This is a genomic window from Pedobacter sp. Leaf250 (genome assembly GCF_920984735.1).
Classification (GTDB): domain Bacteria; phylum Bacteroidota; class Bacteroidia; order Sphingobacteriales; family Sphingobacteriaceae; genus Pedobacter.
Window position 1 is genome coordinate 1 of record NZ_CAKLBU010000013.1, and the last position, 21519, is coordinate 21519.

Below are 21519 nucleotides of genomic sequence, written 5' to 3' on the forward strand. Positions count from 1 at the left end.
GTGTCCACCTCTTCCCATTCCGAACAGAGAAGTTAAGCCCACCAGAGCCGATGGTACTGCGGTAACACGTGGGAGAGTAGGTCGGTGCCAAATCTTAAAGCCCCATAAAGGGCATTAAAAGAACCCCGTCAGCAACAGCTGATGGGGTTTCTGCGTTTGGGGCGGTCCATCCCGGACCGGGATGCATCCGCCGGATCCGAACGGTATTGTCTGGAACATCGATATTGCTTAAGCTAACACTACGGTGCATATTGACTTGCTGTTGCTGATAATCTAAATTTGGTTCCATAAAATATTTATTATTATGGAGCATCGAAATATCAAAACAGGCCGCAAGATCAATTTTCGTAGCAAGCAGGAAATTATCAGGCTTCTAAAGGAATTCGAAATAATTAGGGATACTACCTCGATTGCATCGTTCTGCAAATCCCATGATATACCTAGCGGAACTTTTTACACCTGGCAAAAACATCGGCGCGAGGGTAAATATGCCACTCAGGGTAAGTTCATAGAACTTTCAGCTGAGGAACCGATAGCGGCTGCGCCGCCTTTACCAAAAGTTTTCGCTAGTTTATGTGTAGGTAACCTGATAATTAACCTTCATCAACAGGTTGAGGCCGATTACATTGGTTCATTACTTAATAAGTATAAGGGATGATGGTGTCTAGCGAGAAAAAGTACTTTGTTTATCCTGACTGCATTGATGGGCGCAAAAGCTTTAATGGGCTTGCAGGCATTGTCAGAGGTGAATTGAATAGAGATCCCGGTAATGGAGACGTTTTTATCTTTTTAAGCCGATCCCGCCAGAGTATCAAACTGCTGTTTTGGGAGCATGGGGGTTTTGTGATCTACTATAAGAAAATGGACAATGGAAACTTTCAGATACCCCCGCTTCGGGCAGATGGCCAGGGTAGACATATCAGTGAAATCCAGTTATTGCAGGTGATACGGGGCATAGAATTCCAGAAAGAAAAACAGCGTACCGGTAACAGGAAAACGAAATTGACTTTAGAGCAATAAGGCAAAAAAAAACATCAGAAAATACTTGCACAAAAGGATGGTATTTCTTATTTTTAAGATAATAAAAAACCACTGATGCAGCCAATAGAGCATATTGACTATAAGGAATTGTACGAGCAGACCAGGCAGGATAACATCTTGATCAGGGAGGATCTCAAGCAATTGCGTGCGATCAATGAACAGTTGCTGCACCGGGTAGAATAATTGCTCAAGCTCAGCTTTGGCAGTAAAAGTGAACGCTATCTGGGTGGAGAACAAACTCCTGATCAGCTTCGCCTTGGACTGGCTGAGGAAGTAACCATCGAGGTTACAGTACCTGAACCTGCCAAAGCTGTAAAAATAAGCCACAAACCTCCATGCTGTCGAAAAAGAATAAGCCAAAGCTTACCGCGGTAGGAGAGGAGGAAGAATATAATCTTAAACCTATTCCGTGATAAGGCAGAGTGCCTGAGCAGATGTGGGCAAATAAGCATCTTACTATGCAAATTGATAGATAGGTATATGTAATATTGAAACAGCTGGAATTGCATTGATATTTTTCCAAAAATGGCCAACTGGTCTACATTGGCAAATGCTTTAATGTCGGGCCAAACGGTAAAAGTTAGCATAGGGTGATTTCGTATCAATCGCAGGATGGACACCACAAAGCCATAGCGAGGATTATAAGTATCTCAGATATGATCTGCTGAATAGTCGAATTCACATCACGGATAAAGATTTTGTAAAAGATAATGACCTACTTCCTTAAAAAGGCAATAGGCTAAATAAGTCAACATTTTTCATTTTTGGGTTGAATTGTTTGCGATCAGCAGGAAGGTATTTAAGGGAATATTGATCTCAACGCTTGGCCAGACTGAAGAGTTAGAATAACTTATTTTCTCATTCTTTCTAATTTAATAGGCAAAAAAACTACTTAAGGGCTTATTAAGTCAGAATGAAGCAACTGAAATAACAGTGAATTAAGATAGTTGTCATTATCCTTATAAAAGGCAATACATTTCGATTTGATGGCTGCAAATATCTTTCGCTATAAATATATTGCTGTTATCAATATTAGCAGATTTTTTTAGGTAAACCGCAAATTTCAAACGTTGACCAATAACTATCACCACAAGATGATATTATCTATTTGACTTTAACTTCAAGATCGAGTTCAAAAAAGAGATTATCAGATCGGTAATCCAACTTGAAGTTATCTCCATAAATCGCTTTTAAACGATTTTCAGTATTCGAAAGTCCTGTATGTTGTCCTCCATAGTTTTTACTATGATCAATAAGATTTTTAGTTGTTATTTTAAGCAGGTTGCCCGCAGTATAGATTTCTATCACGGCAGGATTAGTTTTATCGTTAAGTTTTCCATGTTTCAATGTATTCTCGATAAACGTAATTAAGATCAAAGGTAAGAAATTTATGCCTTTTATCTCGTCAGTGTATTTAAAGCTTATATAATTCTCATAATTAAACCTCATCATATGAAGCTTAATTAAATTATTTACCTGTTCGATTTCCTCCTCAAGATTAATCATGCTCTCAGAGAATTTGGTATCTAGGCTATAATGCATCAAATCTGATAAAGTCATCACCATCTCCGCCGCTTGAGGAGATGCGTCCAATACTTTTTGGTAGACGAAGTTTAAAGTATTAAATAATAAATGAGGATTTATTTGCGCGCGCAGATGCGCATTCTTTGCATCGGTAAGTTCTAGAGCAATATTTTTTGTCTTTAAATTTATTTGGTATAACTCATCCTTGGCCATCTCTTTATCCTTCTGCTCTCTTTGGTAAACATGGAACAGATGGAAAAAAGCAGCGAAATATAAAAATTGACTTGCCCGCCATAATACCCTAAATATATACTGTTGATCTGTTAACAGATCATCTACCTCAATCCACTGAGTAAGCATACTGATTTGTTTATCCAGCAGGTAGTTGAAAAACAAATATATTCCAAAAGTTAAAATAAGCCCTAAAGGAAGTTTCCATACCCATTTAATTTTTTGGTTGAAAACAATAGGGAAAAGAATTTTTGCGCAAGCATAAAAGAAGGCAATATTTAAGAGATAATGCGACGCGTAATTTCCTATTGTTCCAAAGCTATTATTTGCAAGTCCTACAATAATGATCTCACAGGGTATATAAATCATCCAACTTAAAAAATGGATTTTATACTTTTCTACTATTTCTCCTAAGTAATTGATCATGGCGAATAGGGATTTGTACATAATGTGAAGAGCATCCTACGTAATAAGTTTATTTAAAGGAACATTCTCTGCTAGTTTCATTAAAAAAAAGTATGAAAACAAAAAATCAGAGATTAAAAAAGAAAACAGTTTTCGTTTTTCAGTCAAAAGAAAGATCTAGTATGTCGAGTACAGATCCGACAGTAACAAGTGTGATAATTATTTCCAACGGGACAAGAGTCTATTAGGGAAATTATTACAATTAATTTTTTAACCGGCCGGTTTCTATCGTATAATATTTTAAAAAGTCAATTATATCTTCCTTGTAAAAGTCACTCATTTGTAATTTGTGAGACGTTTCGAATTCTAACATATTTCCGGATGTGCTAATTATTTTTCCAGCGTTTACAACATACGAGCGGTGGATTCTGAAAAATGCGTCAGCTTTGAACAGCTGCTGTACTTCATGAAGCGTCAAATATATTAACTGATCAAAACTAGTTGTAACCATTTTGACGTAATTGCCCGCTCCCTCGAAATAAATGATATCTTGCTTTTTCACACGCGTAAGCTTTCCTTTCTCTCCAGTTTTGAAAAACAGAAAATCTTTATCAATTTTTTCAAGTCTTGGCAGATCGTCGTCAATAATATCCATCACAGCCTTTACAAATTTAGCCTGCCTAATAGGTTTAACTAGAAAATGATTTGCGCGCAAATCAAAAGCATCGACAGCATAATCTTTATACGCGGTGGTGAAAATGATGCTTCCTATTTTTGATTTGATCGATGCTGCAAGATCAATCCCAGATAGATCTGGCATCTCAATATCAAGAAATGCAATATCAATATTATCTTTTTTTGTAATTCCTGCCAAGGCTTTGATAGGGTCTGAATAAATGCTTACCAACTCTAAAGTTGGAATACTACTTATATAGGTTTCAAGTAGTTTACTAGCATGTTGTTCATCATCTACTATGACGCATCTAATTTTATTAATCATATTGAGAGATTTAAGCGTTAATAACACCAAACTATTATTTTACTTTCAAGTCATACTCCTCCCTTACAGCATCATTTTCTAAATTTTTCAACTCTTTCAATCACCTTAAGTTGGATTTGGTGTTGAATGACATTGTGAATGACATTAGGATCAATATGTATTGCGTAGGCTAAAATGTTGATGTGAAATTCTGTGAATTTCTCTGGATTAACAAGTTTCGAGTGGTAAGATGCATAGTTGAGTCCTAAAAGTCTAGCTATTTTTGTCGGACTTAACGTTACCAGTTTGTACATAGACTTAATTGATCCGGAAAGTAATAAAGATCTTATTGCTAAAAAATCAGCATCTAAATCTTCTAAGCTTTCATTTGGGTCTGAGTATTCCATTTTCTTTACACACTAAAGTGTTAAAAACATTATGATTCAACTCTTAATAAGTATTAATCGTCAATTAAAATTTATTTATTGTGGATTTTTGTTTATATTCGAATAATATTTACAGGCATATATTAGAGTCTTGCAACTTCATATCTCAAGCCGTTGACGCAAGACAGCAGAAAATAATGCCCATATCTTTTTTGGAAGTGCTATCTTAGCATTTTTAAATAAGTATGGGTTCTGCTGTAATTCCGTGTCAACATAAGGCTTGAGAACTGAATGAAGTTACGGTTGGCAGAATCCATATTTATGATTTTCTCTTTCAAGCAGGACTCGTATAATCTATACGAGTATGAAACTAAGTTATTTAGGATGTTTACATGTTGATACTGATTTTAAAGAATCAGGACTAAGCTTAGTTTTCAATTTTTCAAATGAAAATAACACTTTTTGTGTTAGTAGATGCGGTATTGCATTTGACAGGATGTATGCGCTAAAACCAAAAAATCCAGAATAAGATTTTCTATTAAACCACAGGACTAGTTTTATTATTAATGTATTTAGTAATGGTTCACCTGACCTGTGGTTTTCAGCTTACCCAATACTTTTCCAAACAGGGTTCTATTATCTAAATCAACTAACACAAATTTTATGAAAAAAATGATCTCTCTAGGGGGCGTGGCTGTGCTTTGCCTTTTATTTCTAACCAAAATTGCCGGTCAAACTCCGACAATCAAAAAAAAAGCTCCCATTACTGCTTTAAGTATAGGAGATAAATTACCCAATATAATCTTTGAGGATGCAATCAATTCAAGAAGTGGAACGATTAATACAAAATCGCTATTTGGTAAGGCTATTGTATTTGATTTCTGGGCCAGTTGGTGCACGAACTGTATTCAAGGGTTTCCGCATTTGGAAGAAATGCAATCAAAATACCAGAAAAATCTCCAGATTATTTTAGTCAATAACAGTGATCGAGATTCCAGGGCGGCAATAGTTTCATTATTCGAAGATAGAAAAGCAGACGGCTTTCAGGTAAGTATTCCTTCATTACGGCAAAAGAGAATTCTAGAGCAGCTCTTTCCACATCGTGCCTTACCACACTATGTTCTTATCGGTCCAGACGGCAGAGTTAAAGCGATTACTGAAGAAGTGACTGAAGAAAATGTCAAAAGACTTATCGCAGGTCTCGAACTAAATCTAAAAACTAAAATCCGATAGGCCATGAATACTTTACAAAATAAAAAACCAAACTTACTTACCCTGTTGCTTCTAACGTTAACCATTTTAGTTCTATCCATTGCATCACTGTATGCGCAAGGAATAACAGAAAGACAATTAAAAGGTCAGATTATGTTGTCCGAAGGAGAAAAGGAATTTGTATCTGTCAAAACACGCAGAAATGGCGCTAGTTTATCTTCAAAAAGTGGCCTTTATGCTCGCCGGATCATAAATCTGCCAGATACGATAACATTCAGCGTGGTTGGCTACGTTTCTGCCGAACGCGTTATCACCAGCACTTTTGATTTCTCTCAGCCTTTGAATATTAGATTAGTTCCTGACATTCAGCAGCTTTCAGAAATTGAGGTAAGCACTGGGTATCAGAAGCTCAAACCCAATGAAATCAATGGAACGGTATCGGTCATCAATGAGAAGTCTTTAAATGCTACTCAAGGGACAAACATCCTGGATAGGATTATTGGTCAGAGTTCAGGGTTGCTTCAGAACATCGGCAAAAGCAATCCGAATGCCCAGAATTCCACAAACATAACCATACGTGGATTGGGAACTATTAATGGTCCACTCGATCCACTAGTGGTCTTGGATGGGTATATTTACGAAGGGAATATTAATAATATTAACCCGAACGATATAGAAAGCGTATCTGTTTTAAAAGATGCCTCAGCAGCTTCGATCTGGGGCGCAAGAGCAGGCAATGGTGTAATTGTGATTACCTCCAAAAAGGGTAAACTGAACCAGAAAATGCAAATCGGATTTTCGGCAAGTCTTCAGCTAACCCAAAAAGCAGATCTTTTAAGTATTCCAATCGTGAGTGCTGCAGAATATATCGAAATAGAAAAGAAGCTCTTTCGCTCAGGGTACTTTGATGACAGGATCATTCGCCTTCCGCATTTGCCGCTGACGCCTGCTGTTGAAATCCTGCTCAATGAACGCAATGGGAAACTACCTCCAAATCAAGCCCTGAATGCACTGGACCTGCTTGGGGAAAATGATGTTAGAAAATCCTATCTGGATAACTTCTATACTCATCCGGTAACCCAGCAATATTCATTGAATCTTCGTGGGGGAGCTGAGAATTACAGCTATTTAATTTCTGGAAATTACGATAAAAGCATCTCTGAAACTTATGGTAAATCAGACAAAATAAATGTGCATTTATCCAATCAATTTAAGCCTGTTAAAAACCTAAACATCTCTACTAACTTATATATTACCTCCGCAAATAGTGAAGAGGGTATGCCTGCATGGGGAACCCAGCTCCTGGGTCAGCGAAATCCCAGTTATCTCTCCTTTGAAGATGCATCAGGTAATCCACTTTCCATTGACAGAACTTACCGCTCATTATATACCGATACTGCCGGCGGAGGCAAGTTACTAGACTGGAGATATTATCCAACCCAAGAATACAGGCATAACAGCTTTATTACCAAAAGAAATGAAATTTATGGGAGCATAAGCGCCAATTATAAAATATTTAACTGGCTAAATGCAGAAGCCAGTTATCAGCTGCAGCGGCAAAACGTGGATCTGGAAAATTTTTCAGATAGCGAAAGTTTTAATGCACGGGATATTGTCAATTCTTTTTCTCAGCTTAACAGAACAACTGGAGTGATTAGATACATTGTTCCCAAAGGTGGGATAATGAGAATGGGCAATACAAAAACCTATTCCAATACCGGAAGATTTCAGCTTAGCGCTGATCAGTCAATTGGAGCTCATGTGATAAAGGCGATCGCGGGAGTAGAGGCCAGAGATGCTCAGACATTTTCTTCAGGATCAGTTTTTTATGGTTACCAAAGAGATCCTTTGACCAGTTCAAACGTAGATGCCGTAAATTATTATCCAAACTTTATCACCGGAAGTTTAGCGCAGATCGGTTCCTCAGCCTCACCAAGTCATACCAATTACCGCTTTTTAAGCTTTTATGGTAATGCCTCTTATAGCTATCTTGGGAAATACCTGGCCTCGGGAAGCATTCGAAAAGATGGATCAAATATTTTCGGTGCCAATACCAATGACAAATGGAAACCGCTGTGGTCTGCCGGGATCGGATGGGCAATTTCTAAAGAGCAGTTCTATAATATTGACTTTCTACCTGTTTTGAGAATTAATGCTACATTCGGATATACAGGAAATGTTGATCTCACTAAAACATCCTTACCAATCGCGGGATATGCTACAAACCCGATCTCAGGGTTTCCCTATACAAGGATTTCTTCAGTCAATAATCCGGACCTAAAATGGGAACAGTTATCTCAGCTGGATGTAAAGGTGAGTTTTGAGACTAGGGCAAAGCGGCTCAGTGGTACCATTTCCTACTTTCAAAAGCGCGGCTCTGATCTTTATGGAATTACGCCATATGATTACACTGGTTGGGCTGGAAGAAGTACCCTTACCCGTAACGTAGCAGATATGAAGGGCTATGGCATTGACGCGGAACTTTTTTCAAGAAATATTATAGGTGAACATTTTGGTTGGGAGAGTAGCTTATACTTTAATTTCAATAAAGATAAAACCGTGAAATATCACAGGCCGGCTAATAGTGGTATCTATAATTTTCTGGGCAATGGCACAACAATTAATCCGAATGAGGGAATGCCGCTATATGGAATTTCATCCTATAAATGGGGTGGGCTTGATGGGGCAGGAAATCCTCAGGGTTACCTTGCGGGCAAGCTGAGTACAAATTATGAAGCTATCTTTTTAGAAGCCTCCACTACTGGTGATAACCTGGTTTTTAATGGGGTAAGCAGTCCTAAAATATTTGGGTCTATCATCAATAGCTTTTCCTATAAAAGAATATCCCTGGCCTTCAATATCTCTTACCGGCTGGGTTACTATTTTACCCGTCCTACACTAAGCTACTCCAGCCTGGTGGAGCAGGGGCAATCGCATCCTGATTATTCCCTCAGGTGGCAAAATCCCGGAGACGAGGCAACTACGAATGTCCCCTCCTTTATTTATCCCATTGATAATAACAGAGATTCCTTTTACCAGTTCAGCGAAGTCAATGTGCTTAAAGCAGATAACCTTCGCTTGCAATATATCAATCTTTCCTACCGCTTTAATTCTGGGAAATGGCGCTTTCCAATGAGGAACTTGGAATTTACTGCCGGAGTGCAGAATGCAGGGATTTTGTGGAGGGCAAATAAAGAGCACCTGGATCCAGACTACGCCGTATCATTTAACATCAGAAAAAATTATGTATTTACCTTGAAAGGTAACTTTTAAATCAAAAAATTATGAAGCCTACTAATAAAATTCTATTGGCCCTGCTTTTAGGGCTTGGCCTGGTTACCTCTGGATGCAAAAAATATCTGGAGGCAAAATCTGACGATAAACTGGTGGTTCCAAAAACCATCGCTGACCTACAGGGATTACTGGATGATGCAGTCACTATGAATTATCCGGTCACTCCCTCCTACGGAGAAACTTCAGCTGATGACTATTTTGTTTCCGCTGTAAATTTGACCAGGTTGGGCGCTATTGCAAAAAACGTTTATTCTTGGAAGCCAATAAACATCAACTACGGAAATGATTGGTCAAAAAGTTACCTGCCTGTCTATAATTCAAATTTAGCGCTCGAGTTACTCGGTGGTGTGGAAAGAAACGCTTCCAATGCGTTAGCCTGGGATAATGTCAAAGGATCTGCGCTATTCTTCCGATCTTACTATTATCTGCTATTAACCGCGCAGTATGGTCTGGCCTATGATGAACAAACTTCTGACACTGATTTAGGGATTGTGATCAGGGAAAGCTCGAATTTCAATGAGGTTTCGGTCAGATCGAGCGTAAAGGCCTGTTATCAAAGGGTTATTAGAGATTTAGAACAGGCAATCCCATTGTTACCAGATTTCCCCTTGCATTCTTTGAGGCCATCTAAAGCAGCAGCTTATGCCTTGCTCTCCAGAACTGGTCTTTATATGAGAGACTATGCAATGGGGCTTAAATATGCTGATCTTGCTATTGCGCTAAAACCAGAGCTGATGGATTATAACGGAGATAGTGATTTAAATGCATTAAGTGCTAACATCCCGGTGAAAAAGTTTAATAAGGAGACTATTTTTTATACTGAAATGTTCGCTGGATTTGCTTTGCATAGCCCAACCTATGCTTTAATCGATACTGCCCTTTATGCATCCTATGCGCTAAATGATCTGAGAAGAACTGCATTTTTTAGGATGGTTGGAGGATATCCTGTATTCAAGGGCAGTTATTCTGCTCATGCATCTACACTTTTTAGCGGTCTTACCACAGCTGAGCAGTACCTCAACCGGTCAGAGTGTAAAGCCTATATTGGTGACTTGATCGGGGCTATGGCTGATTTGAACCTGTTGAGTAAAAAGCGATGGAGGTCAATCGCACCATTTCCAGCTTTTAATATTGCAGACAAAAATTTAGCGCTAAAACAGATTAGACTGGAAAGGAGAAAAGAAATGCTGATGAGGGGAACCAGATGGGCCGATATAAAAAGGCAGAATAAAGAGGGTGCAAACATTACCCCAATCCATAAACTCGATGGCCAGGAAATCAGTCTGAATCCTGCATCCAGGTTTTATGCATTACCCTTACCAACGGACGTCATCACCATTAGCGGGATTCCACAAAATCAATAGTATTAGTTTAGATAATGATGAATACATGGCGGGGCTGGATGGCCCCGCCTGTATGATTAGAACGCTTTGTTATCAATTGAAATCGAGCTATCATCAGCTCCGTCTACGTAGTAAGTACTATGGAGTGCACTTTGCGCAGTGGAAAGATTAATATTGGATTTCAATGTCGGCGTTGATCCGGGATTTACATAAGCCTCATCTACTTCAATAGAACACGGCCTGTCTTCACCGCCACCACATTCCTGTGGAGATCCTGTTGCCCAATTGGCAGGATTTTCTACCTGCATCTGGGTTGCGGTAGCAGGACCACTGTAATAGAAGTTATACCTCAGACGTTTTGAGGCATCCTGATTTAGTGGTTTAAAGGCCGAAAGTCCGGCAACCATTACTAGAGAAAAAGCAAAGGCAAGTATGCCTTTAAGATTGAAATTTGAATTTTTCATGTTTAAGAATGCTTTTTTCCTTGAAAAAGCAAGCGAAAAAGTTTGTGTAAATTTTGGTTGACTTTCCTGATTATAGCTACTATTCTTCGCTAAAATCAATGTTGTGATTAATGCTCTTTGCCTGCCTCCTTCCTTAATGTGTTAATGAGTGAGAGCGGTATTAAATGCGTAATCAGAAATAGGATGTTAAATACAAAATGTACCTTCCAGCTCATTTTTTCCAGAATACCTCCGCAGCTGCATGGGACTTGGCCTGCAAAACCAAAAACCATAAAGCCAATGTAGAGCGTGAATATTCCAATCAAGCCGGTGGATAACTTTACTCCATAATGAATGGTACTCTTGAAAATAAGCAGTGCTATGATGAGCAGCTCGATGCAAGGGATGGCGTAAGCGATCAGTATACCAATCTCAGTGGGAGAGAATTGTCGGATGATCTGTTGAGAGAACGTTTTGAAGTCCAATATTTTAGATATCGCCGCATAACCCCAGACTATGATCATAAGGTTAATGCTTAGCTCTTCTAAAATGTTGGCTTTGATTTTCATATTTATTGATTTGACTACTCAAATTTCAAAACCAATAGTGATCCGCCCACCTGCTCTAGATTAGAAAATGAAGCTTTTTAAAGTCTACCCGCTACCTCCTCCTTAGAAAATCTGCCAGAATGAATCTTATTTATTTTTAAGCGCACTCAATGAATTGGGGTGAATCCCCAAAAATCCTGCGACATCACTTACCGATGTCATCTGAAAAATATCTTTTTGTTCTAAAAGTAAATCGTTCAGACGATGCGTTGCCGAGTGATGCTGACGGGAAAAGACCTGAAAAAGTATATTACTCATTTGTATTTGATACAGCTTTGAGATAATAGTATGGAATTCCGGAAAAAACTGATGGATGGGATATAGGTGTTTTTCGGGTATAACCAGTAAAGTGGTAGGCACTATTGCTATAGTGACCATGGAATAATCATTTACATCCAAGGGCGCAAACTGCGCTAAAAATGACTGATTGGAATGAAAAAGTAAGGTGCGTATCCCTGGCTCAATTTTGCTTTCAAGAGTGGTTTTCAAAAAGCCATCAACTATAAAGCAAAGTGGGTACCGCTGGTGATGGTCATCACCCAGTTGATAATTCTTTGGTAATTCAAGGGTTTCCAGAGCTACCTGAAGATAGGCCTGAAGGCCATAGGAAGTTTGATGAATGGAATTGAGTGCCTGAAACAGTAAGTTTGCTTTCATGTTTTTTCCTTACAAAAGAAATTAACATCTCGCAGGCAGTCAAGTTGCAGAAGTTGCCACCTATGGCAAGGCGATCATCTAATAGTAATTTCTGGCCATCGCCAGCATGCTACTTAATTTTTCTATTACCTTTCTGACGTCTTCGGGTGCATGTAGATAATAAGCATTTTTAAAACTTTTTTCCGATATGGAATCCTGCTCGGCTGTCTGGATGTGTGATATTGCATATTCATGGATTCTTTTGGCACGCTGTTCGGTGATGATTCCGCTTTTTACATTTAAAAAAGCATAAAATGCCAACTGTTTGACCGAGAAAGAAACTTTGTATTTTGAATCCAGAAGCTCAACAGCAGCGAATTCACTATTCTGAAGTTTTAATTCATTGAGGAAATCTTTTTCATTATTTAAGAACTGCAGCATCTTTTTTCTCATTTTAAGGGATTGTTTATCCAATAGCGATTCTCCGGTAAAGGGAAGAAGTTTTATGGCTCTTTTTGATTCGGTGAGGATTTTGTATTGCTGGGTAGCGCCTGGCTGAGACTGGATTTGGTGAATAATGGTAAGCTGAAAATGTTCTAAAAATAATGGATGGCTTACACCAGCTTGTAATAGAAGGTGCATGAGTTGAATTTCGTTTCCACATTTTCTTACTCTCGCGCTTAAAAATTTAATCATAGTTAACTGGTATTCCAGGTTCTCAAAATTATATTTCAAATGCTCGAAAAAAAGATATTGCTCAAAGTTTTTTATATCCAGGTTTTCAAAGCTCATTTTAGACAGGATACTGATGAACCCTAAAACTTCCTGATGATATTGATATTTAAAGTCTCTCATCCTATATCTGCTGGATATGGCCAGATGATTAAATGATTGATAATGGTAGGCGATCAGATAGTTGAGTAGCTGTTCGCTCAACAGTTGTAGCTTTTCCAGGATGCTGAGGTCCGCTGCTAAAGATCTCCACTCCTCTATCGCACTCTCCAGCATGTCTGAAAACCTGATGATCGCGTACTGTTGGATTCTGATATAAATTTTAAGACCAGAAGGTCCGCAATCAGGAAGATAGCAATTGATCCGGGAGATGATTCTCATGTACTCGATATCAAGATCTTCTGGCGGATCCAGATCCTGAATGTCTTCCTTATTACCACTACGTAGTGTTATAAAATAATGGTATAAATAGCTGATTTCGTAAGTCATAACAGTGAGGTTTATGGTGATGAAATTAGCAAGTGAGAATTACTGGGCTCAATTTATTACATCGAATGATGAGGAAATTATTCCAACCAGGTGCATAGCCGTGACCTGAGCATGAGATCATTTGCTTTCTCCTGATCCAAGCGGTTGCAATTTTAGCCATCCCGGGGCAACTTGACCACAGCTCGAATCTTTCGTTTTTTTAGCCGAAAAATATATCTGCTGACCCTTAACTTTTAGATGAATAATTATGAACAAGATTGATCAGATAACCGAGGTTATTTACAAAATCTATTTTTTGCTGGAACAACATTATAAACTTTTGGAAAAAAGAAAAGACTTGGAAGATGATCAATTTATGACCAGACAACAAGTGCAGGAATACCTGGGAATTAGTGAAAGTACTTATAAGCGTAAAGTTAGTGAAGGTGCATTAAAACCAATGAAATTTCCTGGAGGTGACCGTTTTTATAAAAGCGAATTACATAAAGAATATCTTAATAGTATTAAAAGCGGAAAAATATAGCTGGCGGCTAAATAAATACCATTTGTTAAATTTCGAGATGCACGAATTGCTAGATTATATGAACGCACAGAGCGCGTTCATATATCAGCGGCTATCTCGAAGAGAAAAAAGAGCACACAAAAATCAGCTTTAATCTTTCGGATACCACAGAGCATCGATCCGTTACTACAGCTCAATATCGCCCAATTTAGCTCATAGTAGCCCAATTCAGTTCAAAAGAGTTTTTTGCAAAATCTACTTTATAGTTTCAGGGCATGAAAGGCAGGGATGCGTTTCTGGAATGATTAAAGATTGCCTGTATCATTAAAGATTTATCGGCAAGATTTTCTTCAACTCTTTGACGTATAGGAATGATGCATTATCCGGGTCATGCCGGAAATTTTGCGAAGGGGAGGGTGAAAGCCCCAAACCGAAAACGCATTGGCAGGAGAAATCCCGGTCCAAAGTGGCTGACGCAGGTAATTCCGAAAATATTTTATATGCCAGGCCCAGGTCTGTTAGAGAAGCTTTTAACAAATGGCACCATCCTTTTTATTCAATAGATCTTTTTTTAATAAAGAAATAGATCAGGAATGCCTTTCGAATAGAAGTGATTTCCAAGTAGCATCCAAAGGCCTGAAGCCACGCGATTAACATCGCGCTTATGTTAAGAAAACTCATGTGTCTGAGCTAAATTTTTTACTAAAGCTATGCCGCATATCCTTGGCAGGCTGAGCGCTGTATTAAAAGCGCGCCCGACAGTTTTTTAAACCGCCCTAGAAAAGGGTAAAATAAATTTATATGAATGAAACCAAATTTGATCTCGAACAGATTCGAAATGAAAATGCGATAAGTTCATTTCTTCACCTGCTGGGCCAGGAACCTAAACGTTACTCAGGAGGTGAATACTTTTACCATTCGATGCTCAGGGAGGGGGACAGAAATCCATCTTTCTGTGTAAATGATAAGCTTGGTTTGTGGTATGACCATGGAATGGGCAAGGGCGGAACAATTTTTGATCTGGCCAAAGCGCTGTGGCCGATGCTTGGATTTAGAGAGGTGGTAGAAAAATTATTATCTGTAATGGGATCAGCCCCGTCGAACCATTTACCCCTTACGGCAAAACCTCAGCAGCTTGAAATTCCCATGCGCCATCCGAGCTATATCGTACATGAAGACCGTGCACTTGGCGGGAATAAGCAAATCAAAGCATATTTGCTATCGCGCGGGATTTATGATGAAAGTTCTCCTTTAAGAGAACTCTATTATTCCATAAAGCCTGAAGGCAAAACCAGGATGTCTTTTGCCGCAGCAGGCTGGAAAAATGATCTCGGAGGATGGGAGGTGAGAAGTAGTGGATTTAAAGGATGCCTGGGAAGTAAGGGGCTGAACGTAATTACAGGTAATGAAAATAAAGTCAGCCTTTTTGAGGGAATGATGGATTTTTTAAGTTGGAAGGCACAATCTGATTCCCAGGGGTCTACCGCTATCGTGCTCAATTCTCTTTCGCTTCTTTCTTCCGGGATCAGCCTGGCCAAAAATTTCCCTATTATAGATATCTATTTTGATCATGACCTGGCCGGGGAAAAGGCAACCGGAGTGATAAAGCAGCAACTTCCATGGGCTATAGACCGCTCGGGTATTTATGCCGGATATAATGACTTTAATGAGCAACATCAATCCCAGCTCAAGCTAAAGCAATCTCAGTTTGAGGTAAAAATAAGTTCAGGACAACCAATATATAATACAGAAAACAAATTTTCTGGCAGATGAAACTGCAACACAAAAGAAGAATCTGCGGGCTGTATTTTTATCTCAATACTAATATATATCATCAAATTGAAAGCGGGTGCAAATCACCTGAATACCGATTTTGTATTAAAAAACATCAATTAGAGATACTCTATATCTTTAATAGACCAAAAATCACGGGCTTAATTGTCATTGGCCACAGAACAGGAGTAGTAAAAGAAGGATCTGTATTAATGGATTAATCACGTTTGGATCTCTTCTGATCGTACCCATATCTGCGTGCAAGGGTAGTGCAACGATAAACCTCAAAAACCAAATTTATGAATATTGCATTTTCAAATCTTAAGGGCGGCTGCGGAAGCACGACCCTGGTTTTACTTATGGCGCATTATCTGGCCAGCTTAAATAAAACTGTTTATCTAATCGATCTCACCTATGAGCGTTCGCTTGAAATGTTACACCAGAGATCTTTACTGCTTGAAGAAAATCTTCCTTTCGAATTCTTTGCCTCAGATCTTTCCAAAGCGCCGCTGCTAATAAATAAGCTTTCCCGAGAAGATGTGGTGTTACTTTTTGATCTGCCTAAGTTATCCGAAGATCAGCTATATATCAGAATATTCAAGGAGATCAATACTTTCATTATCCCCTTCACTTATGGAACTTTGGGCATCAGTGCCGCTATTCGCTATGCGTTGATTGCAGCTAAAGTTGCAAAAAACTCCAACAGCATCTTTTTGCCTAACGGGCAGGGAGAGCATGTCAACGGTGAACACTCCATTTCCGCCCAGCGGCTGCTCAGGGAATTAGGAAAGCTTTCCGCGCCATTAAGTTTTCATCTGGGGCTACAGAGCTTGGAAAGCCTGAGTATTTCTGCGCAGATTCTTTTTGATTTCTGGGCTCCTTTGGGACTTCTTTCTGATCAGTATTTACAGGTAAGTTAATTTAATCTATAAACTATGAACTGGACAACTTTCATTATTTATCTCTTTGGCGCTTATTTTTTATATTACTTGATCAATGTCGCGCTTGATTTACTCTCATTTGCTCCAGGGGAAGCTCAGCATGAATCTTTCCCTGTTTATCTGATCGATACAGAGCAGGAGCCAATAGATGCTTCGATGATTATCGAAGAAGAGTTTGCTGCAGAAGAAAGTTCCACGCTTTGCTCGGGAGAACTTGACGCTCCTGGAGCCTTACTGGTCAGCAGGTTGATTACCCAAGGACAGGCAGAGGCAATCGAATACACTAAGACGGTGATATAAGCCATGACAGAAACGAAAAGGCATTTTGGTGCCATACTGGTTGGTTTTCTTTTGTGCAGCTTTTCCCAAACCCTTAGGGCGCAGGTCCCTGGAATCCCCGAATTCTATCAGGCGAGTGCTGAAATTAAAAAGCACTATTTCTCATTTAGTGATCTGGCTTTTGTGATCGGGGCGATTGCTGGACTTTTAGGCGGCCTGCGTGTGTTTGCAAACTGGCAGTCCGGAAGACACCACATTGATAGAGAGGTGACTGGGTGGTTATTCTCCTGCATTTTTTTAAATGTCTGCGGAATATTTCTTCGCGGATTATTCAGACTATAAAAATCAACTTATTATGAAACAAAACTCAAAATTTTTAAGCGCCTTAGCAATAGGCGCAGTGATTACCGCTAGCGCATCTGCGCAGAGTGGTGGAGGCACGACCGGGATTAATGCCGCAACTTCTACTCTCACCAGTTACATCGACCCGGTATCTACCCTGACCTTGGCGATCGGGGCAGTAGTAGGGATCATTGGTGGGATTATGGTCTATATCAAGTGGAATTCCGGAGACCGGGATATCAGCAAAGAAGTCATGAGCTGGGGCGGATCGTGTATTTTTCTGGTGCTGGTTTCAGTCGTGATTAAAGCATTTTTTGGCGTTTAAGCAAATAAGCTTTGATATGGAACGCTATCCTATTTATAAAGGCTTAGCTCAGCCCCTGAGCTACAAGGGGCTTAAGGGAAAATACATCGGTTGGGGTATAGCCTCTTTGGCCTCAGGATTGTTTTTTGGCGGACTCATCGGTGCATTCTCCAGTATGTATCTTGGGATATTAATCAGTTTTTTTCTTTCGGGTGGACTATTCAGCTACACTTTGTACCGTCAGAAAGGCGGCTTGCACAATAAATCAAAAGCCATCGGCTTATTTATACATCAAAACAGACTTAAGTTATGAAAACGCACGTTTTTGACCTGCCGTATTTAGGCTACAGCAATTTTGCAGGCAAGGATATGCTCTACACCCGTTCCGGAGATTATTCTGTTGTGATCCGGATAGAGAATCCGGTTTTAGTGCTGAGCGCAGATGAAAGGGGATATCATGATTTTCAGGAACTGCTGATGAAAATTATCAAGGTGATCGGAGAGGGGCATTTGCTACAAAAGCAAGATGTTTTCATATCCCGCAAATTTCAGCCTTTAAAGAGTAAGGAATATCTTCAAAAAGCCTATGATCAGCACTTTGAAGGCCGGCCATATACTGAAATGAAAACATATTTAATATTAACTAAAGTGGTCGACAGGGGAAGGTTTTATGTTTTCGATGAAAAATCACTACATAGTTTTTCCACCTCAGTTTCTAAAATTCTTGATCTTTTGCAACAGGCCGGCCGGGATCCCTATCTTTTAAACAAGGCGGAGATGGACCGTTATATTCAACAATGCCTTTGCATGGATTTCTCTGCAAAGCTCAGCTCAAAAAACAATATTCTTTCCAGTGACCACCAGTTAGAAATCGGCGAAAATTCGGTTCGCTGTTTATCCTTAATTGATAGCGATGCAATGGATTTGCCTGCTGCGCTGAGTGCATTTCAGAAAAAAAGCGATGGTAAGGCCATGCGGGATTTTCCCATTGATAATCTGTCCTTTTTACACCAGGTGCCCGGCTTTGAATGCATGATTTATAACCAAATCATCTCTATTCCTGCCCAGCGTGGCATCATTTCTGCACTCACATTGAAGCAAAAGCGCCATGCGGGTATTCCTGATCCGGCCAACCGGCTTTGCGAACAGGATATCTCGCAGCTGCTTTCCGAGGTTGCAAGGGACAATCAACTCTTGATTCATGCTCATTACAATCTACTGCTCTGCTGTAAAGCACAAAAACTTCAGCAGGCTCTAAACTTTGTTGAGTCTTCTCTTTTTTCACTTGGCATCATTCCCAGCAGAAATGCCTATAATCAGCTCGAACTCTTTAGAGCATCTCTTCCGGCCAACGCGGCAGCAATGAAAAAGTATGATCTAGTGCTGCTTAGCGCAAAAGCTGCCGTCTGCCTTTTTTTTAAAGAAAGGCTTCCTTTAAGTGAGGAGTCCAAATTTCTCATCCGATTCACTGACCGCAGCGGGATTCCAATTGGCATTGATCCCGCGGATTTGCCGATGAGCAGCGGGAGAATTTCTAACCGCTCGAAATTTGTGCTGGGGGGCTCTGGATCTGGAAAATCTTTTTTTATGAATAGCCTGGTTGAGCAATATTTGCTTTACAATATGGATGTGGTGATTGTAGATACCGGGCATTCCTATAGCGGACTTTGCGCCTACTACAATGGAAGATATCTCACCTACTCTGAAGAGCAGCCGATTACCATGAATCCTTTTGCCTTTAAAGCCTCGGAATATAATATTGAGAAACGAGACTTTTTAAAGACACTGATTTTTCTGCTTTTAAAGGGGGTAAATGGTCAGGTATCCTCTGTGGAAGACAGCATTATTTCCAGCGTTATCTCCTCTTTTTACGCCTTTCATTTTAGCGGTAAGGGATCCAAGGCGGAGCTCAACTTTGATGCCTTTTATCTTTATTCCATCCAAAGGATACGCGAAATCTGCGCGCAGGATCATGTCGGTTTTGATGTGGATGCTTACCGCTTTGTGCTAAGGAAATTTTGCTTGGGTGAGGAATTTGGGCTGCTGTTGAACCTGGCTACAGATTCTTCGCTATTAGAGGAAAAGCTTATCGTTTTCGAAATTGATGCAATTCGAGAGCATAAAGTTCTTTTTCCAATTGTCACCTTGATCATTATGGATGTCTTCTTACAAAAGATGAGACTTCGTAATCATCAGCGAAAAGCGCTGATTTTAGAGGAGGCCTGGAAGGCAATTGCATCAGAACTGATGGCCTCTTATTTGGTCTATATGTACAAAACGGTGAGAAAGTTTTATGGAGAGGCGATAGTGGTTACTCAGGAATTAGAAGATATTATCTCCAGTCCAACGGTAAAAAACAGCATTATTGCCAATTCAGATACCATCTGTCTGCTTGATCAGGGTAAATTCCGAGATGATTATGCCAAAGTTGCCGCGCTACTATCTTTAAGTGAGACCGAGCAGAAGAAAATCTTTACCATCAATTCTTTGGATAATAGGTCTGGACGGGGCAGATTCAAGGAAGTTTACATTAAGCGGGGCAGCACTGGAGAAGTTTATGGAGTAGAGGTTTCGCTAAGACAATACATGACCTTTTCTACAGAGAAACCTGAAAAGAGGGCGCTGGAATATTACTTATCGCATCATGGAAATTATCAGAACGCCCTGGACGCTTTTATTTATGATCTGGGAAGCTCAGCCCTTTCTTTAAATGAATTTATCAATCAAGTCAATAACTCCAAGAGATGAACAAATTACTTTATATACTCCTTTTTAGCGGTACACCCCTACTGCTCAGTGCCCAGGTCTATGTAGATCCAAGCACTTCTGCAGCAATGGCAAGCCATTCAGTGCTTATTAATTCCCAGCTGAATAATACCAATGACAAGCTCACCGTGCTTCAACGGGCACAGCTGAGTGTTGCAGCTGAACTCGCCATAGCCAATGATCTGCAGAGCAAAATATTCCGCGGGCTTACCGAGGTATCCTCAGCCTTAAGCAGTCTTCTTGCGGTTAAAGATATCTATGAAATTACTGAGGATATTTTTATCGATGGGAAAAAGGCAGTCAATATTGCTGCAAAAAATCCTGCCTTGCTGCTTTTTGCGCAAAAGGGGGCTGAAGAGTTCCATTCAAGGGCACTTCGCCTGTCAGCGGAGGTCAGCGGTTTTGTGCTCCATGGATCAAAGGATAATCTCATGGATGCAGGAGAACGATCCAGGATGCTTGGAAAGATCGTTACTGAGCTTTCTATTCTTCGGGGTGTAATTTACGGGATTTACCGGGGGATGTACTGGGCATCGGTGCGCGGATTCTGGAATTCGGTAAATCCCTATTCGCGGTTCATAAACGTGGATAAGCGTATCGCCGATGAGGTGCTTTTCAAAAGTAAACTTCTAAAAAAATGAAAGCAGCTATTATGGTTTTTCTACTTATCCCAGTCAGCTTCCCTTGTTTCTCACAGCTCAACGTTGCCCTGCTCCATCAGCTCGTTGATAACAGCCGGTCAGAGCATTCCCGGCAAATCGGGTTGCGCGATAAGCAAGGATTATCTGCCGCAAGTGAGCAGAGTAATAATCTTCAACAGGGATGGCTGAAAACCACTTACCGCAATAATGCAAAAAGGTTTTCAGCTATAGGACTCACCATTGATGCGGTGCAAATCGGCCAGGAAGCCCTGCCATTGATCGGCAAGATCTCTGAAGACCAGATGAAACTCATATCTCTATGCAAAGATAATCCCGTACTAATCTTTCTTGCCGCCGAAACCCAAAAAGATCTCGTGGAGAGATCCGCCAAACTACTGAAATATTTGTATGGGATTTCTTTAAGTATCGGGCAAATCAATGCGATGCCACGGGCAGACAGGCTTATCCTTTCAGGTTTTGTGGTGAGTGAGCTAAGGTCTATCTCTATAATTTTATCCGGACTTTGCAGAACCCTTAAAGCATCAAAACCAGTTTTCGCTCCTCCAGCTGTACTGTTTCCCGATGCTGCAATCAAAGACCGGGAATTAATCACCAGGATCCTTTCCAGGATTCACCAACTCAGATGAT

The 21519-nt window shown here is 39.9% G+C and carries 21 protein-coding genes and 1 rRNA gene; 15 read left to right on the top strand and 7 right to left on the bottom strand.

Annotated elements, in window-relative coordinates:
* Positions 1–93: ribosomal RNA gene (gene rrf / locus LUA91_RS12760) — 5S ribosomal RNA — on the top strand; the annotation flags it as partial.
* 561 nt (positions 94–654) lie between these two features.
* Positions 655–1020 (top strand): IS66 family insertion sequence element accessory protein TnpB, encoded by a 366-nt coding sequence (gene tnpB, locus LUA91_RS12765; protein ID WP_231426438.1) that lies wholly within the window; start codon positions 655–657, stop codon positions 1018–1020.
* A gap of 1125 nt (positions 1021–2145) precedes the next feature.
* On the opposite strand, the gene LUA91_RS12770 is transcribed toward tnpB, so the two are convergent.
* The 3 genes from LUA91_RS12770 to LUA91_RS12780 all read right to left on the bottom strand — a co-directional run bounded on the left by LUA91_RS12770 (position 2146) and on the right by LUA91_RS12780 (position 4587).
* Complete coding sequence (locus tag LUA91_RS12770; RefSeq protein WP_231426439.1) at positions 2146–3222, bottom strand: sensor histidine kinase; 1077 nt, start codon at positions 3220–3222, stop codon at positions 2146–2148.
* A 241-nt stretch (positions 3223–3463) separates the two neighbouring features.
* A complete protein-coding gene (locus LUA91_RS12775) occupies positions 3464–4201 on the bottom strand; it encodes a LytTR family DNA-binding domain-containing protein (protein WP_231426440.1) in 738 nt (245 codons plus the stop codon).
* A 71-nt stretch (positions 4202–4272) separates the two neighbouring features.
* Positions 4273–4587 (bottom strand): hypothetical protein, encoded by a 315-nt coding sequence (locus LUA91_RS12780; protein WP_231426441.1) that lies wholly within the window; start codon positions 4585–4587, stop codon positions 4273–4275.
* Positions 4588–5229: 642 nt separating this feature from the next.
* On the opposite strand from LUA91_RS12780, the gene LUA91_RS12785 reads away from it, so the two are divergent.
* Genes LUA91_RS12785 through LUA91_RS12795 form a run of 3 tightly spaced genes read left to right on the top strand, consistent with a single transcriptional unit; the run spans position 5230 to position 10436 of the window.
* Complete coding sequence (locus LUA91_RS12785; RefSeq protein ID WP_231426442.1) at positions 5230–5799, top strand: TlpA disulfide reductase family protein; 570 nt, start codon at positions 5230–5232, stop codon at positions 5797–5799.
* A 3-nt stretch (positions 5800–5802) separates the two neighbouring features.
* Complete coding sequence (locus LUA91_RS12790) at positions 5803–9051, top strand: SusC/RagA family TonB-linked outer membrane protein (protein WP_231426443.1); 3249 nt, start codon at positions 5803–5805, stop codon at positions 9049–9051.
* An 11-nt stretch (positions 9052–9062) separates the two neighbouring features.
* Complete coding sequence (locus tag LUA91_RS12795) at positions 9063–10436, top strand: RagB/SusD family nutrient uptake outer membrane protein (protein WP_231426444.1); 1374 nt, start codon at positions 9063–9065, stop codon at positions 10434–10436.
* 56 nt (positions 10437–10492) lie between these two features.
* Here the strand turns inward: LUA91_RS12795 and LUA91_RS12800 are convergent, their stop codons facing one another.
* From LUA91_RS12800 to LUA91_RS12815, 4 genes are all read right to left on the bottom strand, one after another.
* Entirely contained in the window at positions 10493–10879 is a 387-nt protein-coding gene (locus LUA91_RS12800; protein ID WP_231426445.1) for a hypothetical protein, read from the bottom strand.
* A 107-nt stretch (positions 10880–10986) separates the two neighbouring features.
* A complete protein-coding gene (locus LUA91_RS12805; protein WP_231426446.1) occupies positions 10987–11427 on the bottom strand; it encodes a MauE/DoxX family redox-associated membrane protein in 441 nt (146 codons plus the stop codon).
* 126 nt (positions 11428–11553) lie between these two features.
* On the bottom strand, positions 11554–12123 hold the full coding sequence (locus tag LUA91_RS12810) for a hypothetical protein (RefSeq protein ID WP_231426447.1): 570 nt from the start codon (positions 12121–12123) through the stop codon (positions 11554–11556).
* 78 nt (positions 12124–12201) lie between these two features.
* A complete protein-coding gene (locus tag LUA91_RS12815; protein ID WP_231426448.1) occupies positions 12202–13323 on the bottom strand; it encodes a hypothetical protein in 1122 nt (373 codons plus the stop codon).
* A gap of 247 nt (positions 13324–13570) precedes the next feature.
* Between LUA91_RS12815 and LUA91_RS12820 the strand changes: the two genes are divergently transcribed.
* The 10 genes from LUA91_RS12820 (at position 13571) to LUA91_RS12865 (ending at position 21518) form a co-directional block, all read left to right on the top strand.
* Entirely contained in the window at positions 13571–13846 is a 276-nt protein-coding gene (locus LUA91_RS12820; protein ID WP_231426449.1) for a helix-turn-helix domain-containing protein, read from the top strand.
* 780 nt (positions 13847–14626) lie between these two features.
* On the top strand, positions 14627–15598 hold the full coding sequence (locus tag LUA91_RS12825) for a toprim domain-containing protein (protein WP_231426450.1): 972 nt from the start codon (positions 14627–14629) through the stop codon (positions 15596–15598).
* 299 nt (positions 15599–15897) lie between these two features.
* Positions 15898–16518 carry a hypothetical protein gene (locus LUA91_RS12830; RefSeq protein ID WP_231426451.1) on the top strand — a complete coding sequence of 207 codons (621 nt, stop codon included), beginning with the start codon at positions 15898–15900 and terminating at the stop codon, positions 16516–16518.
* 15 nt (positions 16519–16533) lie between these two features.
* Positions 16534–16839: a hypothetical protein gene (locus LUA91_RS12835; RefSeq protein WP_231426452.1), complete on the top strand. Its 306-nt coding sequence runs from the start codon at positions 16534–16536 to the stop codon at positions 16837–16839.
* A 3-nt stretch (positions 16840–16842) separates the two neighbouring features.
* Positions 16843–17160, top strand: a complete 318-nt coding sequence (locus LUA91_RS12840) for a DUF4134 family protein (protein ID WP_231426453.1) — start codon at positions 16843–16845, stop codon at positions 17158–17160.
* A gap of 13 nt (positions 17161–17173) precedes the next feature.
* Positions 17174–17485 (top strand): DUF4134 domain-containing protein, encoded by a 312-nt coding sequence (locus LUA91_RS12845; protein WP_231426454.1) that lies wholly within the window; start codon positions 17174–17176, stop codon positions 17483–17485.
* A 16-nt stretch (positions 17486–17501) separates the two neighbouring features.
* On the top strand, positions 17502–17777 hold the full coding sequence (locus LUA91_RS12850) for a DUF4133 domain-containing protein (RefSeq protein WP_231426455.1): 276 nt from the start codon (positions 17502–17504) through the stop codon (positions 17775–17777).
* Complete coding sequence (locus LUA91_RS12855; RefSeq protein WP_231426456.1) at positions 17774–20212, top strand: TraG family conjugative transposon ATPase; 2439 nt, start codon at positions 17774–17776, stop codon at positions 20210–20212. The genes LUA91_RS12850 and LUA91_RS12855 overlap by 4 nt, the downstream gene beginning before the upstream one ends.
* A complete protein-coding gene (locus tag LUA91_RS12860) occupies positions 20209–20871 on the top strand; it encodes a hypothetical protein (protein WP_231426457.1) in 663 nt (220 codons plus the stop codon). Before LUA91_RS12855 ends, LUA91_RS12860 begins: the two co-directional genes overlap by 4 nt.
* Positions 20868–21518 carry a hypothetical protein gene (locus tag LUA91_RS12865; protein ID WP_231426458.1) on the top strand — a complete coding sequence of 217 codons (651 nt, stop codon included), beginning with the start codon at positions 20868–20870 and terminating at the stop codon, positions 21516–21518. Before LUA91_RS12860 ends, LUA91_RS12865 begins: the two co-directional genes overlap by 4 nt.
* The last annotated feature ends 1 nt before the right edge of the window (position 21519 follow it).

What these genes read in the sequence shown, in the direction of transcription:
- LUA91_RS12815 (WP_231426448.1), bottom strand. Translation starts at nt 13,323, where the DNA reads ATGACTTACGAAATCAGCTATTTATACCATTATTTTATAACACTACGT.
- LUA91_RS12775 (WP_231426440.1), bottom strand. Translation starts at nt 4,201, where the DNA reads ATGATTAATAAAATTAGATGCGTCATAGTAGATGATGAACAACATGCT.
- LUA91_RS12780 (WP_231426441.1), bottom strand. Translation starts at nt 4,587, where the DNA reads ATGGAATACTCAGACCCAAATGAAAGCTTAGAAGATTTAGATGCTGAT.
- LUA91_RS12825 (WP_231426450.1), top strand. Translation starts at nt 14,627, where the DNA reads ATGAATGAAACCAAATTTGATCTCGAACAGATTCGAAATGAAAATGCG.
- LUA91_RS12865 (WP_231426458.1), top strand. Translation starts at nt 20,868, where the DNA reads ATGAAAGCAGCTATTATGGTTTTTCTACTTATCCCAGTCAGCTTCCCT.
- LUA91_RS12860 (WP_231426457.1), top strand. Translation starts at nt 20,209, where the DNA reads ATGAACAAATTACTTTATATACTCCTTTTTAGCGGTACACCCCTACTG.
- LUA91_RS12795 (WP_231426444.1), top strand. Translation starts at nt 9,063, where the DNA reads ATGAAGCCTACTAATAAAATTCTATTGGCCCTGCTTTTAGGGCTTGGC.
- LUA91_RS12850 (WP_231426455.1), top strand. Translation starts at nt 17,502, where the DNA reads ATGGAACGCTATCCTATTTATAAAGGCTTAGCTCAGCCCCTGAGCTAC.
- LUA91_RS12855 (WP_231426456.1), top strand. Translation starts at nt 17,774, where the DNA reads ATGAAAACGCACGTTTTTGACCTGCCGTATTTAGGCTACAGCAATTTT.
- LUA91_RS12830 (WP_231426451.1), top strand. Translation starts at nt 15,898, where the DNA reads ATGAATATTGCATTTTCAAATCTTAAGGGCGGCTGCGGAAGCACGACC.
- LUA91_RS12835 (WP_231426452.1), top strand. Translation starts at nt 16,534, where the DNA reads ATGAACTGGACAACTTTCATTATTTATCTCTTTGGCGCTTATTTTTTA.
- LUA91_RS12820 (WP_231426449.1), top strand. Translation starts at nt 13,571, where the DNA reads ATGAACAAGATTGATCAGATAACCGAGGTTATTTACAAAATCTATTTT.
- LUA91_RS12790 (WP_231426443.1), top strand. Translation starts at nt 5,803, where the DNA reads ATGAATACTTTACAAAATAAAAAACCAAACTTACTTACCCTGTTGCTT.
- LUA91_RS12840 (WP_231426453.1), top strand. Translation starts at nt 16,843, where the DNA reads ATGACAGAAACGAAAAGGCATTTTGGTGCCATACTGGTTGGTTTTCTT.
- LUA91_RS12785 (WP_231426442.1), top strand. Translation starts at nt 5,230, where the DNA reads ATGAAAAAAATGATCTCTCTAGGGGGCGTGGCTGTGCTTTGCCTTTTA.
- tnpB (WP_231426438.1), top strand. Translation starts at nt 655, where the DNA reads ATGATGGTGTCTAGCGAGAAAAAGTACTTTGTTTATCCTGACTGCATT.
- LUA91_RS12805 (WP_231426446.1), bottom strand. Translation starts at nt 11,427, where the DNA reads ATGAAAATCAAAGCCAACATTTTAGAAGAGCTAAGCATTAACCTTATG.
- LUA91_RS12810 (WP_231426447.1), bottom strand. Translation starts at nt 12,123, where the DNA reads ATGAAAGCAAACTTACTGTTTCAGGCACTCAATTCCATTCATCAAACT.
- LUA91_RS12800 (WP_231426445.1), bottom strand. Translation starts at nt 10,879, where the DNA reads ATGAAAAATTCAAATTTCAATCTTAAAGGCATACTTGCCTTTGCTTTT.
- LUA91_RS12770 (WP_231426439.1), bottom strand. Translation starts at nt 3,222, where the DNA reads ATGATCAATTACTTAGGAGAAATAGTAGAAAAGTATAAAATCCATTTT.
- LUA91_RS12845 (WP_231426454.1), top strand. Translation starts at nt 17,174, where the DNA reads ATGAAACAAAACTCAAAATTTTTAAGCGCCTTAGCAATAGGCGCAGTG.